This window comes from Pseudoflavonifractor sp. AF19-9AC, from assembly GCF_003478995.1.
Classification (GTDB): Bacteria; Bacillota; Clostridia; order Oscillospirales; family Oscillospiraceae; genus Lawsonibacter.
In genome coordinates this window covers 90,276-105,663 of the sequence record NZ_QUGI01000002.1, presented here as the reverse complement: position 1 = coordinate 105,663, position 15,388 = coordinate 90,276, and the positions used below count along the sequence as shown (strand labels likewise).

Sequence of the window (15,388 nt, the reverse complement as noted above, 5' to 3'; positions counted from 1 at the left end):
CGGCGGCGGCCCGCATAGGGTACTGGGAAAAATCAGGAAATCGTCCTGAGGATACAGCTTTATTATACTACAAGACCATTGAAAGAGCGTTGAATTTTTCGGCAAAAACCAGAGAAAATTTGAAATTGTTCAACGCTTGAAAAGAAGCGTGGAATGACGGAACACATTTTTCACGTTTTCCTTGCATCGGATTTACAGCTGTACTATGATAGAGAGGCAAAGAAAAACGTTGGGGAAGAAAGGGGGGGCACATGTGCCGCAGCTGACCATCAAAATGTTCGGCACGCCCGCTATTCTGCTGGATGGAGAAGGCGTGGTGCTGCCCTATCGGAAGGCGGAGGCGCTGCTGTACTATCTGGTAATGGAGGGGCGTGCGCCACGGCGGGAGCTGGTGGAGCTTTTGTGGGAGGACACGGATTCCTCCACCGCCTTGAAGAACCTGCGCCACGCCGCCTATACGGTGCGAAAGGTGCTGGGAATGGATTTGTTTCTGCCGGGGCAGCGCACCGTGCTGGAGCTCAACCCGGAGATTCCCATTGCCTGCGATGTGCTGGACTTTCGGAAGAGCGGGGCGCTGGAGTACTACCAGGGGGACTTCCTTTCCGGCTTTGCCCTTCCGGGGAACAATGCTTTTGAGGAGTGGCTGAATGGCCAGCGGAGCACCCTGCGTACTCAGTACCTGAAGGGGCTGCTGGCGGCGGAGCGGGAGGCCTTCGCGGCGGGGGAGCTGGACCGGGCGGAGAAGTTGGGACTGGAATACATCGCCCGGGACCCCCTGGAGGAGAGTGCCTATGTGGTGCTCATGGAGCTGTACAGCCGGGAGAAAAAGTTCCGCAAGGCCATCGGCATCTATCACCAGCTGTGCAAGAGCCTGGAGACCGAACTGAGCATCTCCCCGCTGAAGGAGACCACGGCTCTCTATTATCGCATTGTGGATGAGTGGAACTCCTCCACCTACCACATGGAGGAGCAGTCCGACCACCCCATTTTCGGCAAGGAGGCGGCCCTGCGCAGCCTGCTGTCGGTGTGCAGCCGGCCTCTGTCCGACCGGGGCTGTCCCTGCATCCTGCTGGAGGGTGCGGCGGGGGTAGGCAAGACCTATCTGCTGGACCACGTGCTGGGCCACTATGATTTCTCCGACCGGCTGGTGCTGCGGACCAACTGCTACCAGTCAGAGACGGGGGTGCCTCTGGCCCCCTGGAACTCCATCATGCTCAGCCTGCTCTCCGAGCTGGAGGCCCGGGGCCTGGATGTGCCGGACACCTATCTGAAAACAGCTGCCGACCTCTTCCCCGGCCTGTCCCGGAAGTGCGGGGAGGGCTACACCGCCTCCGATGAGCAGTATCCCCTCCAGCACAATTATCATGTGGCCCAGGAGAGCGCCCTGCTGATTCTGGCCATGGCGGCCCGGCAGATTCCCCTCCTGCTGGTCTTTGAGGACATCCACTGGATTGACCGAACCAGCGTGGAGCTGCTTTCCGCCTTTCTCCGGCGGCTGCACAACCTGAATGTGACGGTCATTTGCTCCTCCCGGGAGCCGACCCAGGGCTTTTTAAAGGAGTTTGTGGAGAAGGGGCGGCGGGACAAGATTCTGGAGCGGTATCCCATCTCCGCCTTCAGCCGGGAGGAGACAAGGCGGTTTGTGTGCCACTACCGGGGTAAGGAGCTGACGGAGAGCCAGCTGAACCAGATTTACCAGGGCACCGGGGGCAATGCTCTGCTGCTCACCCAGCTGATGGAGTCCCTGCAGGATGGGGAGGATAAGCTGGATATTGAGCAGATGCTCAAGGGAATCATCCGCTATCGCCTCTCGCAGCTGTCAGTAGAGGAGCTGCAGGTGCTGGATATCATCGCCGTCTTCTCCGATTGGGCCTCCATGGACGCCCTGTCCTCCATCCTCACCAAGGATACCGTGGATCTCATGTATCTGTGCAGCCAGCTCAAGCAGCGGCAGCTCATTGTGGAGTCCGCCCGGAACGGCGTCATCGGCTATGCCCTGGCCCACGACCTCATTCGCCATGTGCTGGCCCAGCGCCAGTCGGAATCTGCCCGGCGGATTCTGCACCTGCGGGTGGCCCAGTTTTTGGAAAGCCAGCTGAACCGGACGGGCAGCGCCTTCTACGACCGGCTGGTGTACCACTACGAGGCGGGGGGCAACCGCCGGAAGGCGCTGCGTTACCGGGTGCTGTCCCTCAGCGCTTTCACCGGGCTGTGCTTTGATCTGCTGCCCACCCTGTCCGCCGCGCCGGAGAGCGCCCAGCCCGACGCAGACAGCCTGCCCCACTATTTCCACACCCTGGAGCAGGAGCTGGCGTCCCTCCGCCAGCTGTATGCCGATCAGCAGGAGCTGGACGAGCTGGAGATGATCCTCCTCCATGCCAAGAGCCGCTACTGCATCTATAATGGCCTCTATGAGCCGGGACTGGCCGCCCTAGAGCAGCTGACCGCCCTGTGCCAGGCCACCGGAGAAAACCAGCTTCTGGTGCAGGTCCATCTGCAGTACATCTATTATGGAATTCAGATCTACGATGTGGCCATGATGGAGGAGCATCTGAAGGCGGGAAAGGCCCTGCTGGAGGGACAGGAGCGCTCGGAGAGCTACGGCATCTACCAGCGTCTGGAGGGCCTGCTGGAGCAGATGCAGGGCAACTATCAGGAGGCCCGGGACCTGCTGTACCGGTCCATTCATACCCTGGAATCCCTGGTGCCCAGCTCCAACGATCGCTACGCCATCAACATCGCCGGCGCCTACAACTACATCGCCGAGTGCTGCCGGCTGGAGGGGCGCTACGAGGAGGCCTTCGGCTACTACGACAAGGCCATCATCCACAACCGCAGCCGGGGCTACTATCCGGGGGCGGCGGTGTTTTACACCAACTATGGGGTGTGTGCCTTCCAGAAGGGGGAGTATGAGGCAGCCTACCAGCTGTTCCTCTACGCGGTGGAGATCTACCAGTCCTCCCACGAGTACTCCGGCTATCCCCTGGCTCTGGGCTATCTGGCCCTGTACGAGGTGAAGCGGGGCGAATTTGCCCAGGCCGAGGGCCGGTTGAAGGAGGCCCACCGCATCAGCGACGTCATTGGCTCTCCCTGGTGGAAGGGCATCGTCATCTACCTGTCCTGGCGGATCCGCAGCTATCTGGACCAGACCGGACAGGTGGTTCCCCAGCTGCGGGCCCTGTGGCCCGCCAGCGAGCGGGAGCACTGCCAGTGGGGGTTGAGCTATCTGGAGCGCATTTCCCCCCGGAAGGAGACCGGGGAGCTGCGCCGCCGCCTGGAGGAGCTGGACGCGGTCTGAGAATTAGGCAAGCCCCAGCAGGCGCTGGGCGTTGCCGCCCAGAATGGCGCCCTGTTCCTGAGGTGTGAGGGGCAGGGCGCGCAGCAGCTCCAGGCTCTCCCGCTGTCCGCCCCAGGGGCTGTCGGTGCCGAAGAGGATCCGCTCTGCGCCGAAGGTGCACACCATGCGCAGGAAGGTATCGTTGTCCAGCAGGCGGAGGTCCGCCGGGCCGTAGTAGCCGTCTCCCAGAGGGGTCATGGAGCCCAGGGAGAAGGAGGTGTCCAGCATCACGCTGGTCTGGGGCAGCAGCTGCTCCACCTCATCCCAGTTGCGCCAGCCCCCCATGTGGGCCAGCACCAGGGTGACGGGTCCCACCTGCTCCACCGCGTGGAGGACCATCTTGGGAGAGCAGTTCACCTTGCCAGGGAAGCCCACATCCATGCCGGCGTGGGTGAGGACCATGAGGCCCAGCTCGCCGCACCGGTCCAGAATACGCAGGTATCGGATGTCGTCAAAGTCCACGTCCTGATAGACCGGGTGGAGCTTGATGCCCCGGAGGCCCAGAGAGGCCACCCGGCTCAGCTCCTCCTTCCAGCCGTCAAAATCCGGGTGCATGCAGCCCAGAGACAGGATGCCCCGGGCGCGGCCCTCCTCGTTGAGGCGGGCGGAGGCGTCGTTGATGTGGCAGACCTGCCGGGGGGCGGTGGCTACGGGGAGGACCAGGGAGTAGTCGATGCCCGCCTGGGCCATGGAAGCGGCCAGCCCCGCCTCGGTGCCGTCAGTGAAGGGGCGGGTGTGGGACATGTTCTGCAGCTTCAGGAGGGTGGATGCGGCAATTTTTTCTGGAAATGTGTGGGTGTGAATATCAACAATCATCTTGTATAAGACCTTTCACAATGAGAATGGAAAAAACCTGTGGTGTACTTAACAGCATACCACAGGTTTTTCTTTTTTAAAAGGCAGAACCCCTCTTACTGCCGGTCGCCCAGGGCCTGGCGCTGGCGGACCAGCACCTTTTCGTCGTAGCAGGAGAAGGCCTCCTCCACCAGCCTGGCATTGGGCTTGGGGGTAACGAGGGAGACCAGCGGCACCAGAATGAGCCCCGCTACCATGCAGAAGGCACCGGCGTTGATGGGGGACTGGAGAACGGGGGGGAACAGGGACTTCAGGCCGATGTTAGCCAGCATGACCACGGTGGAGAAGAGGAAGCTGGTCCAGCAGGCGGCCTTGGTGGCCTTTTTCCAGTACAGGCCGTAGAGGAAGGGGGCCAGGAAGGCGCCCGCCAGAGCGCCCCAGCTGACGCCCATGAGCTGGGCGATGAAGGTGACGTTGGACTTGTACTGAATGATGGCCAGCACCACAGAGATGGCAATAAACACCACGATGAGGCAGCGCATGACAAAGATCTGCCGCTTCTGGTCCATTTCCTTGATGACATGGCCTTTCAGCAGGTCCAGAGTGAGGGTGGAGCTGGAGGTGAGCACCAGGGAGGACAGGGTGGACATGGAGGCGGACAGAACCAGGATGACCACCACCGCCAGCAGCAGGTCGGGCAGGCCGGAGAGCATGGCGGGGATGATGGTGTCGTAGCCCTCCGCAGCCACATCCACCTGACCGGCGTAGAGCCGGCCGAAGCCGCCCAGGAAGTAGCAGCCTCCCGCCACAATGGCGGCAAAGACGGTGGAGATAACTGTGCCGGTGTCGATGGCCTTCTCGCTCTTGATGGCGTAGAACTTCTGGACCATCTGAGGCAGACCCCAGGTGCCCAGGGAGGTGAGCAGCACCACCCCCAGCAGATTCAGAGGGTCAGGCCCGAAGAAGGAGGCAAACACCCCCGGGGTGCTGGAGACGGAGGGGTCGCTCACCCGGGCCAGTTCCTCCAGGGCGCTGAGAAAGCCTCCGTGGCTGTTCAGGACGGCGCCCACCACGGCGATAATGCCTACAATCATGATAATGCCCTGGATGAAGTCGTTGATGGCGGTGGCCATGTAGCCCCCGGCGATGACATATACGCCAGTGAGCACCGCCATAACAATGACGCACACAGAGTAGTCAATGTGGAAGGCCATGCCGAAGAGGCGGGAGAGGCCGTTATAGAGGCTGGCGGTGTAGGGGATGAGGAAGATGAAGATAATCACCGAGGCAGCAATTTTCAGGGAGCGACTTCCAAAGCGCTGACTGAAAAACTCAGGCATGGTGGCGCTGTTCAGGTGCTGGGTCATGATCCGGGTGCGCCGGCCCAGTACCGCCCAGGCCAGCAGGGAGCCCAAGAGGGCGTTGCCGATGCCCGCCCAGGTGGCGGCAATGCCGTATTTCCATCCAAACTGGCCCGCGTAGCCCACAAAGACCACGGCGGAAAAGTAGGAGGTGCCGTAGGCGAAGGCGGTGAGCCACGGTCCTACGGACCGTCCGCCCAGTACAAATCCGTTGACGTCGGTGGTGTGGCGGCGGCAATAGAGCCCGATGCCCACCATGACGCCAAAAAAGATCAGCAGCAGTCCCAGTTTCATCCCCATTGTTGACCCGTCCTTTACAAACAAACTTTCTCGAAACTTCTTTGCTTTGATGCGTTGAAGTTTAACGCAAAAAAGCGACAAAGTCAAGAAAAATTTTTGCCGCAGAAAAAGAATGGGGATGGAGTGGGGGAAGGGGAACTGTTTTCACATAAAAAAGCGGGCCCGGAGAAAAACTCCGGACCCGCTTTGGCAGGTGATATCAGGCTTTTTTAGGCTTTTTTGGAATCACGATGGGGGTTCCGTCGTCTTCCGCAAGCTTGACCTTGGGATTTTGCTCCTTGGCCAAAGCCAGAATATTTTCTGCGTCAGGCTTTAAGAAAAACAGCCGTTTTACCCGGTCACCGTGGGCAAAGTAGAGCGACACCATCGTGGGACTGTCCTCTTTCTTACGCACCACCGACTCGATTTGATCCCAGCTTATAAAATCGTAGTGGGTGGTAATGCGCATCTGATAAAAGATCTCCACGCCCCGGCTGGTGACCACGGTGTCCTTGACCGCGAGCATGGTGAGCAGATAGAGCACACCAAACAGAATCAGCACGCGATAAGGGGTGGCAATGCCGCCCAAAATGAGTACAACGGACAAAATCCAGCCGCCCGTCGTCACCCATTTTTTACGTGGCTTCAGGGGTCTTGCTGTATAGATAGGGCCGGAGACCGACTCCCAGGGAAGATGTACACTCACAGTGACGGTTCCTTTCCGGATAAAAGATTACTTGGTGGGGATGGGAGCCTTGCCGGCAGCGCGCATGGCTTCCAGGTTCTTCAGAGCGCGCTCGTGAGCTTCCTGAGGAGCAGCGGCGGGCTTGTGCATAGTGGTCTTGCCAAAGATGTTGGTGTAGGCGCCGTCAGCCCAGAAGATGTTGCGGCCCAGGAAAGCGGTAATGGCAGCATAGATGGGGTTGAGCAGGTTCACGAAAGCGAAGGGGAAATACACGAAGGGGCTCATGCCCAGCACGCCCTGCTGATAAGCGCCGCAGCCGGTCCAGGGGAACATAACGGCCCACAGGGTGCCGCAGTCTTCCAGCGTACGGGAGAGCATGTTGCGGCTCAGGCCCATCTCGTCGTACTTGTCCTCGTACAGGGGAGCGGGAACACCGATGCCCAGGAACTGGTCGCACATGGTAGCGTCGCAGAACAGGGAGGTGAGCAGGGTGGCCAGGATCAGGCTGCCGACGGAGTGCAGCTTGTGCTTCAGCTTGCCGAACAGGGCCTCAACGCAGCCGCAGCGCTCCAGAGCGCCGCCGTAGGCCACAGCCAGCAGGATGAGGTTGATGGTCCACATGGTGTGGTCCATGCCGCCGCGGTTGAGCAGCTCGACGGCCAGCTCGTTGGTGCTCTCGAAGGAGTAGCCGTAGTGCAGGATGCTGAACAGCTCAGCCAGGCTGCCCACGCCCTGGAAGATCACGGCGAACAGAACGCCGGTACCAACGGAGAGAGCGATGCCGACCAGACCAGGCAGCTTAATGATACAAGCAGCAATAACCACCAGGATGGGGATCAGGACCAGAGGATTGAGGTTGAAGCCCTCCTTCAGGGCAGCCTGCAGCTCCAGAGCAACGGTGGGATCGTAGTTGCCGCTGCCGGTGACCAGACCCAGGATGGTGTAAAGGATCAGAGCAATCACAAAGGTGGGGGCGGTGGTGGACACCATGGCGGTCACGTGATCAAACAGACCGGTCTTGGCCACGGCGGCGGCCAGGTTGGTGGTGTCGGACAGGGGGGAGAACTTGTCGCCCACGTAAGCGCCGGAGATGATCATACCGGCGGTGATGGCGGGGTTAATGCCCAGGCCGGCGCCGATACCCAGCATAGCGATACCGATGGTAGCGGTGGCGGTCCAGGAGGAGCCGCAGGCCAGGCCGACGATGGCGCAGAGGATGCAGCCCACGGGGAGGAACAGCTTGGGGCTCAGCAGATCCAGGCCGTAGTAGATGAGGGCCGGAATGGTGCCCGACATAATAAAGGAGGCAACCAGCAGACCCACGGTACACAGAATGAGGATGGCTTCCATGGTGGCGTTCAGACGATCAATCATACCGGCCAGCATGTCGGAGAAATCGTGCCCACAGATGGCGCCGATGATGCAGGCCACCACGATGGATACGACCAGGGGCATATGAGCGTCGTAATAGACCTCATTACTGAAGTTCAGACCGTAAATCATCAGGCCCATCATAACGGCGATGGGGATCAGGGCTTCAATGAAGTTCGGCAGTCGGACGGTACGTTGCTTCTTCGTTTCTGGCATAAATAATTCCCTCTTTTCTTTACATTCCCTCAGCCTAAGGTGTGGGATCCCTAACCCCTGTCCATACACCGCTCTCCTCTCGGTGTGCTGGTCCGCCAGGGCGGAAAGTGTTAGGTACGAGGCAGGGTTTTTGCCAGCCGGAATCCGTTCTAAACCAAATTATAGCACTGTCAGTTGTAAAAATCGAATAAAAATATAGCCCTAAAATAGCCCGATTTTGTATATGTTATCTATGGAACTAGCGCTCTGATACACTAACAAACTATCACAAGAAACGAATAAAAAAAGAATAATATGAAATTAAATTCATAGACGGCTCGGTCAGAAAGGGGGCGGCATTCGGCAGGAAAGAGGTTGGCGGAACCGGAGTGCCTTCCGGGTTTCTCCATATGAAACGGAGCGAAAATGTGCAGACGGATGGAAAGACAGAGGAACAGAGACATAAAACATGGGCAATTTAGCTAGATGAAAAAGTGAATAAAAAAAGATCAAAAAAACTGTCACTTTGTTGATGCAATGTGCTAACACAACGTTAAATAGTTGCAATAGCGCACAAACAAGATCTTGGGGGAAAGAAAATTTTTGTTGATATAAGACAAAACGTGTGGTATGATAATGACAGAAAGCCCCACAATGATACAAACGCTTGGTGAGACGACATGGCTTTTCCTGGAGGCGATAAACCAAAAGACAAAGGCCATGCCGTTTTGTATCGGTAAAGAGAAGGGAGAAACGTGGGGCACCCAACGAAGCCGAGAACAAGAAAGGAAGAGGAGAACAGTTTATGGAAATTTTAACCAACCCCGTAACCATATCCGTTATTGTCCTGTGTGTCCTCAGCTTGCTGAAGCTGAACGTGCTGCTGGCCATGCTCATCGCCTGTGTGGCGGGCGGCCTGGTGGGCGGCATGGACATTCCCACCATCATGGGAACCCTGACCGGTGGCTTCTCCGGTAACGCCACCACCGCTCTGTCTTACATCCTTCTGGGTACCTTTGCCACTGCCATTGCCACCACCGGCCTGGCTGAGATTCTTTCCAAGAAGCTCTCCCGGATCATCGGCGGCAAGAAGCTGATTCTGCTGGGCGCCATCACCATCATCGCCTGCCTGTCCCAGAACCTGATTCCTGTTCATATCGCTTACATTCCCATTCTGATTCCCCCCATGCTGGCCATGATGAATCAGATGAAGCTGGACCGCCGCGCTGCGGCCTGCTGTCTGGCCTTCGGCCACAAGGCCCCCTACATCGCCATCCCCTTCGGTTTCGGTCTGCAGTTCCAGGAGATCATCATGAACAACCTGACCGAGAACGGCATGCCTGTTACCATTAACCAGATTGCTTCCGTCAACTGGATTCTGGCGGCTTCCATGATCGTTGGCCTGCTCATCGCTGTGTTTATTACTTACCGTAAGCCCCGCGAGTACAAGATGCTGGAGGCCGATACTTCCGCCGCTGACGCTATCAGCGAAACTCTGGAGTACCGTCACTACATCACCATGGCCGCCGCTGTTGTGGTGGTTGTGGTTCAGGTCATCACTCAGAACCTGGCCCTGTCCGCTCTGGCCGGCATCATGGTCATGATCGTCTTCGGCGCCATCAAGTGGAACCAGATTGACGACCAGCTGGCCGGCGGTGTCCAGCTCATGGGCCTCATTGCTTTCGTGATGCTGATTGCCGGCGGTTACGCCGAGGTTATGAAGGCCACCGGCGGCGTCGAGGCCCTGGTTGAGGCCGGTATCCACGCCATGGGCGGCAACAAGTGGATCGCTGCCACTGTAATCACCCTCATCGGCCTGCTGGTTACCATGGGCATCGGCACCTCCTTCGGTACCGTTCCTGTTCTGGCCGTTCTGTTCGTGCCTCTGTGTGAGCAGATTGGCTTCTCTCCTGCCGCTACCATCATTCTGATGTCCGCCGCTGCTGCTCTGGGCGATGCCGGTTCCCCCGCTTCCGACACCACTCTTGGCCCCACGTCCGGTCTGAATGCTGACGGCCAGCACGATCACATCTGGGATACCTGCGTGCCCACCTTCCTGCACTTCAACATCCCTCTGATGATTGCTGCTATTGTTGCGGCTCAGTTCCTGTAAGCCGTTGTTTTAATAAACCAAGCGTAAAAAGGGCTGCCCCAAGTTGCGGGCAGCCCTTTTTAATATTTGGAGGATTAGAACAGTAAGCCGTAAAGTAGGAGCAGAATGACCAGAAACAGCACGTTGGCCGCGGTGAACCACAAAAGATACCGGCCCTTTTTGCCGGGCAGAGCCCGGACCACATATTTATAGGAGATCAGGCTGGCCATGGAGGCGATCAGCGTGCCCAGACCGCCCAGATTGGTGCCCACCAGCAGGGCCTGCCCCTGGTCGGTGAAGCCGGAGAGGAGCAGAGCGGCGGGAACGTTGCTGATGACCTGGCTTGCAAGAATGGCGCAGACCACCTCGTGGTGGTAAAGAACCTGCTCAAGAAGGGACCGGAACGCGGGGAGGCGGCCCAGATTGCCCACAAAGAGGAAAAAGCCCACAAAGGTCAAGAGCAGGGCGTAGTCCACCCGGGGCAGCACGCCTCGATCCAGGACTGCGGTAAACAGCAGAACGGCCAGACAGGGAAGCCACACGGGGATGAGGCCGCCCACCGACCCCAGACAGAGCAGAAACAGCGCTCCGTAGCCCCAAAGCAGGGACTGCCGCCCGGTGGAGTTCTCCTCCTCCAGTTGAGGGGCAGCAGCCAGGGGGCGGGACTTGTTCAGCAGGAGGAGGAGTGCCAGCAGCAGGGCGGAGGCCAGGGTCAGCGGAAAAATGAGGCGAAAAAAGTCTGCCGGATGCAGACCATAGTGGGAATAGAGGTATAGGTTCTGGGGATTGCCGATGGGGGTGGCCATGCTGCCCAGGTTGGCGGCAATGGTCTGAAGGGCGACCACGGGGATGATCCGATTCCGCTGGCCCACCAGGTCCAGCACCTCCAGGGCGAAGGGAACGAAGGTGATGAGGGCCACGTCGTTGGTCACTGCCATACTGGTAAAGAAGGGGAGGAAAACCAGCACACTCTCCAGCTGTTGGGTGGAGCCGGTATGGGAGAGCACCATCCGTCCCATCCGGCTGAACACGCCCAGCCCTCGCAGGCCGGTCATCACCGCCATGAGGGCGAAGAGCAGGCCCAATGTTTCAAAATCTATGTAACCCAGGTAAGAGCCGTCCGGCGGCACCAGTGCCATGGAGGCCAGGGCCAGCACCCAAGCTACCACCAGCACCGTCTCCTGTTTCAGAAAGCGGATAAAGGATGACATATCGTGATACACCGTCCATATTCTCATTTCACAACACACAGCTAAGGCGCCGTCCCTTCAGAGACGGCGCCCAAGCGGCGGGAGCACGGTGAAGTGCTTCCGCCGTCTGATTTTTATTCCGTTACCCCGGAGGGGGCAGGGAGAGCCAGAGTTTACTGGCCGATGATCTGAGCCTTGATGAGGTTGGTGGAACCGCTCTTGCCCAGGGGGACGCCGGCGGTAATGACCACGGTGTCTCCCTTCTCCACCAGGCCCTCTTTCAGGGCCACCTCAGCGGACAGGGAGAAGATACGGTCGGTGGAGGTGACCTCTCCGGTGAGGAAGGGCACCACGCCCCAGCTGATGGCCAGCTGGCGGCGCACCTTCTCGTGCATGGTGAGGGCGGCCACCGGGCAGGCGGGACGGAAGCGGCAGATGTTCCGGGCGGTGCGGCCGGAGTTGGTGGCGGCCAGGATGGCCTTGGCGTCCAGGTCCTTGGCAGTGAGGCAGCAGGTGTGGGTGATGGCGTCGTTGATGTTGGAGGCGGGGACCACGCGCTGCTTCTGGAACTGGCGCCAGTAGTGGATGGAGCCCTCGGCCTCCTCCACGATCTCGCCCATGGCGGTGAGGGCCTCGATGGGGTACTTGCCGTTGGCCGTCTCGCCGGAGAGCATGACGCAGCTGGTTCCGTCAAAGACGGCATTGGCCACATCGGACACCTCGGCCCGGGTGGGACGGGGGTTGCGCATCATGGAGTCCAGCATCTGGGTGGCGGTGATTACCGGCTTGCCCGACTGCAGACCCTTGCGGATCATCTGCTTCTGGAGAATGGGCACCCGGGCGGCGGGGATTTCCACGCCCAGGTCGCCCCGGGCCACCATGATGCCGTCGGCAGCGGCCAGGATCTCATCGATGTTGTCCACGCCCTCCTGGTTCTCAATTTTGGCAATGATGCGCACGTCATCGCCGCCGCAGGCGTGGAGCACGTCCCGAACAGCCTCTACGTCGGCTGCCCGGCGGACAAAGGAGGCGGCAATGAAATCAAAGTCATTTTCCACACCGAACTGGATGTCGGCGATGTCCTTGTCCGTGAGAGCGGGCAGGTGGATGTGGACGCCGGGGATATTGATGGATTTGTTGGAGGACAGGGAGCCTCCGTTTTCCACCCGGCACAGGATATCCTGGCCCTGAATTTCCTCTACCCGGATGGCCACCAGGCCGTCGTCAATGAGAATCTCCTGGCCGGGGCCCACCTCCTCGTGGAGCTTGGGGTAGGTGACGGAGACGATCTCGCCGGTTCCCTCCACTTCCCGGGTGGTGAGGGTGAAGAGAGCGCCAGCCTCCAGGGTGATGGACTTGACGCCAAAGGACTTGATGCGGATTTCGGGCCCCTTGGTGTCCAGAATGGTGGCCACGGGGTAGCCCATAGTGTCCCGGATGGACTTGAGCATATTCAGACGACCCAGGTGCTCCTCATGGTCACCGTGGGAAAAATTAAAGCGGGCTGCGTTCATGCCGTTGAGGATGAGCTTGCGGATCATTTTCTCATTGTTGACGGCGGGGCCCAGAGTACAAATAATCTTAGTTTTTCTCATCATCAGATTTCCTCCTATGGGAAATTGGTATTAGCTTCTCTCATTACAGCCATATCATACAGGAAAACCGGTGGTTTGAATAGATGTGAAATCCATGAAAATCAAACCGGAATCCGAAAAAAATCAGTAAAAAAGTGCGTCTAGGTAAGCCTGAACGCACTTTTTACAAAAAACAGATGTGGATTTTACCGATAGGACTCGGCCAGAGCGCGGAACTTGGGCAGGGCGCGCTCGATGGTCTCGGTCTGCACGCAGTAGGCGATGCGCACGTGGCCGGGGGCACCGAAGCCGGAGCCGGGCACCAGCAGCAGATCAAAGTCCTTCTTGGCCCGCTCGCTGAAGGCCACGTCGTCGGGCTCCAGGGTGCGGGGGAAGAGGTAGAAGGCGCCGCCGGGCTGAGCCACATGGTAGCCCATCTCCCGCAGGGCGGAGGTGAACAGCTGACAATTGCGCTCGTAAACCGCCAGGTCGCTGGTCATGTCACAGCACAGGGAGGTGACCTGCTGGAACAGGCTGGGGGCGTTCACATAGCCCAGGGAGCGGCCTGCACCGGCCACAGCGGCGTAGACCTCACGGAAGTCGGTGACGGAGCTGGGCACCAGCACATAGCCCAGACGCTCGCCGGGCAGGGACAGGGACTTGGAGAAGGAGTAGCACACGATGGTATCCTTGTAGATGTGGGGAATCCAGGAGACCTCAAAGCCGGCAAAGACAATCTCCCGGTAGGGCTCGTCGGAGATGAGGTAGATGGGGTGACCGTACTCCTGGCTCTTGGCGGTGAGGATGGCGGCCAGCTTCTCCAGGGTCTCCTTGGAATAGACCACGCCGGAGGGGTTGTTGGGGGAGTTGACCACAACGCCCTTGGTGTGGGGGCTGATGGCCTTCTCGAAGGCGTCAAAGTCGATCTGGAAGTGCTCGATCTCCGGGGGAATCAGCACCATCTTGGAGCCTGCGCCCTCAATGAAGACCTTATATTCCGGAAAGTAGGGGGCAAACACGATGAACTCGTCCCCGGGGCAGGAGAGACCGTTGAACACGCAGCACAGAGAGGCGGCGGCGCCCACGGTGATGTAGAAGTTGTCGGCGGTATAGTCACAGCCAAAGCGGCGATTGAGGGAGTCGGCGAAGCGCTGCCGGGCAGCGGCGTCGCCCTGGGCGCTGGTGTAGCAGTGGATAAGGTCGGGCTGCTCCTTCAGAATCCGGATGGCCGTCTCGTTGATGGCGTCGGGGGCGGGGACGCTGGGGTTGCCGATGGAGAAGTCAAACACGTTCTCAGGGCCCACCACGGCAGCGCGCTGCTTGCCGTACTCAAACAGCTCGCGAATGACAGACCGGGCCGTGCCCAGTCCCAGCATACGTTCAGAAACCATAAAGAACCTCCTGCATAAATAGTCATGAAAGCGCCCGCCTGTGCATAGACATGGAGCAGGACAAGCACATAAAATCCGGGTGCGTTCCGGAAAAAGCGCTGGAAAATCCGGCGTAATGGAGAAAAGCCGCCGGAAGAATGGATCAAATTGTATTATAGCACAGTGCTTTTTTGAAGTAAAGACAAACCCCCGGCCCGGGAAAAGGAACGAAAACTTTTACACAGGTTTTCACTGAAAATGCAGAATCGAAGGTTTACATTTTTCATTTTGCCCGTTATAATCATAAAAAACCAACGCGCACCCGGTGTATGGATGCGCAGGACCAAAAGAGGCGACCACAGCAGGAGGTGACTGGATGCAGACGATCCATGGAAAGTCCATATTGGACCAGACTGTGTTGGGCCGGCTGAAATTCTGCCGTCTGGCTCCGCCGCCCCCCCAGCCCCTTCCTGCCCTCCATCCGGAGGAGGAGATTCAGCGCTTTGAACAGGCCCAGCGGCTGTCCGTGCTGGAGCTGGCGTCGCTGTACGACCGAACCGCCAAAGTGATTGGAGAGGAGACCGCATCCATTTTTGCCATCCATGCCATGATGCTGGAGGATAACGATTTTGTCCAGTCGGTGGCCCGTATTATTCGCCAGGAGAAGACCTGCGCGGAGTGGGCGGTGTGGGAGACCGGGGGACGCCTGGCCGCTGCGTTTTCCAAAATGGATAACCTTTATATGCGGGCCCGGGCGGTGGATTTCCGGGATATCACCTATCGAGTCATCTGGCGGCTGCGGGGTGAGCACCTGCTGGATCCCCTGCGGGACGGTCCGGCCATTCTGGTGGCCACGGAATTTCTGCCCAGCGAGGTAATGGAGCTGGATCGGAGCCGGGTGGTGGGCATTTTGGCCCGGAAGGGCAGCGTAGACAGCCACACGGCCCAGCTGCTGCAGGCCTGCCGGATTCCCGCCATGGCGGAGGTGGATCTGGATGAGCGCTGGGATGGACATACCGCGCTGTTGGACGGAAGCCGCCACCGTCTCTACCTGGACCCCGATGAGGAGACAATCCGTCGCCTGCTGCCGGAGGAACGGGGAGAACCGGTGGGATGTGTCTGATTCAAGGATACTATAA

At 59.1% G+C, this 15,388-nt stretch carries 10 protein-coding genes; 3 read left to right on the top strand and 7 right to left on the bottom strand.

Annotation, left to right across the window (positions count from 1 at the left end; genetic code table 11):
• Positions 1–253 precede the first annotated feature (253 nt).
• Positions 254–3,298 (top strand): AAA family ATPase, encoded by a 3,045-nt coding sequence (locus tag DWX58_RS03345; RefSeq protein ID WP_158579199.1) that lies wholly within the window; start codon positions 254–256, stop codon positions 3,296–3,298.
• A 3-nt stretch (positions 3,299–3,301) separates the two neighbouring features.
• Here DWX58_RS03345 and DWX58_RS03340 read toward each other — a convergent pair whose 3' ends face one another.
• From DWX58_RS03340 to nhaC, 4 genes are all read right to left on the bottom strand, one after another.
• The gene (locus DWX58_RS03340; protein ID WP_118641593.1) at positions 3,302–4,153 is read right to left on the bottom strand and encodes an amidohydrolase family protein; all 852 of its coding nucleotides are present in this window, start codon (positions 4,151–4,153) and stop codon (positions 3,302–3,304) included.
• A 95-nt stretch (positions 4,154–4,248) separates the two neighbouring features.
• Positions 4,249–5,793, bottom strand: a complete 1,545-nt coding sequence (locus DWX58_RS03335; RefSeq protein WP_118641592.1) for a sodium:solute symporter — start codon at positions 5,791–5,793, stop codon at positions 4,249–4,251.
• Positions 5,794–5,992: 199 nt separating this feature from the next.
• A complete protein-coding gene (locus tag DWX58_RS03330) occupies positions 5,993–6,478 on the bottom strand; it encodes a hypothetical protein (RefSeq protein WP_118641591.1) in 486 nt (161 codons plus the stop codon).
• Positions 6,479–6,505: 27 nt separating this feature from the next.
• Entirely contained in the window at positions 6,506–8,113 is a 1,608-nt protein-coding gene (gene nhaC / locus DWX58_RS03325; protein WP_347559147.1) for a Na+/H+ antiporter NhaC, read from the bottom strand.
• Positions 8,114–8,828: 715 nt separating this feature from the next.
• Between nhaC and DWX58_RS03320 the strand changes: the two genes are divergently transcribed.
• On the top strand, positions 8,829–10,136 hold the full coding sequence (locus DWX58_RS03320; RefSeq protein WP_118641589.1) for a Na+/H+ antiporter NhaC family protein: 1,308 nt from the start codon (positions 8,829–8,831) through the stop codon (positions 10,134–10,136).
• A 74-nt stretch (positions 10,137–10,210) separates the two neighbouring features.
• On the opposite strand, the gene DWX58_RS03315 is transcribed toward DWX58_RS03320, so the two are convergent.
• From DWX58_RS03315 to DWX58_RS03305, 3 genes are all read right to left on the bottom strand, one after another.
• Positions 10,211–11,326 carry an SLC13 family permease gene (locus tag DWX58_RS03315; RefSeq protein WP_118641968.1) on the bottom strand — a complete coding sequence of 372 codons (1,116 nt, stop codon included), beginning with the start codon at positions 11,324–11,326 and terminating at the stop codon, positions 10,211–10,213.
• Between the two features lie 152 nt (positions 11,327–11,478).
• Complete coding sequence (pyk, locus tag DWX58_RS03310) at positions 11,479–12,903, bottom strand: pyruvate kinase (RefSeq protein WP_199648666.1); 1,425 nt, start codon at positions 12,901–12,903, stop codon at positions 11,479–11,481.
• Between the two features lie 182 nt (positions 12,904–13,085).
• A complete protein-coding gene (locus DWX58_RS03305; RefSeq protein WP_118641587.1) occupies positions 13,086–14,270 on the bottom strand; it encodes a pyridoxal phosphate-dependent aminotransferase in 1,185 nt (394 codons plus the stop codon).
• A 355-nt stretch (positions 14,271–14,625) separates the two neighbouring features.
• On the opposite strand from DWX58_RS03305, the gene DWX58_RS03300 reads away from it, so the two are divergent.
• Positions 14,626–15,372 carry a phosphoenolpyruvate-utilizing N-terminal domain-containing protein gene (locus tag DWX58_RS03300; RefSeq protein WP_118641586.1) on the top strand — a complete coding sequence of 249 codons (747 nt, stop codon included), beginning with the start codon at positions 14,626–14,628 and terminating at the stop codon, positions 15,370–15,372.
• Positions 15,373–15,388: the final 16 nt, after the last annotated feature.

What these genes read in the sequence shown, in the direction of transcription:
- DWX58_RS03340 (WP_118641593.1), bottom strand. Translation starts at nt 4,153, where the DNA reads ATGATTGTTGATATTCACACCCACACATTTCCAGAAAAAATTGCCGCA.
- DWX58_RS03335 (WP_118641592.1), bottom strand. Translation starts at nt 5,793, where the DNA reads ATGGGGATGAAACTGGGACTGCTGCTGATCTTTTTTGGCGTCATGGTG.
- DWX58_RS03320 (WP_118641589.1), top strand. Translation starts at nt 8,829, where the DNA reads ATGGAAATTTTAACCAACCCCGTAACCATATCCGTTATTGTCCTGTGT.
- DWX58_RS03315 (WP_118641968.1), bottom strand. Translation starts at nt 11,326, where the DNA reads ATGTCATCCTTTATCCGCTTTCTGAAACAGGAGACGGTGCTGGTGGTA.
- pyk (WP_199648666.1), bottom strand. Translation starts at nt 12,903, where the DNA reads ATGATGAGAAAAACTAAGATTATTTGTACTCTGGGCCCCGCCGTCAAC.
- DWX58_RS03305 (WP_118641587.1), bottom strand. Translation starts at nt 14,270, where the DNA reads ATGGTTTCTGAACGTATGCTGGGACTGGGCACGGCCCGGTCTGTCATT.
- DWX58_RS03300 (WP_118641586.1), top strand. Translation starts at nt 14,626, where the DNA reads ATGCAGACGATCCATGGAAAGTCCATATTGGACCAGACTGTGTTGGGC.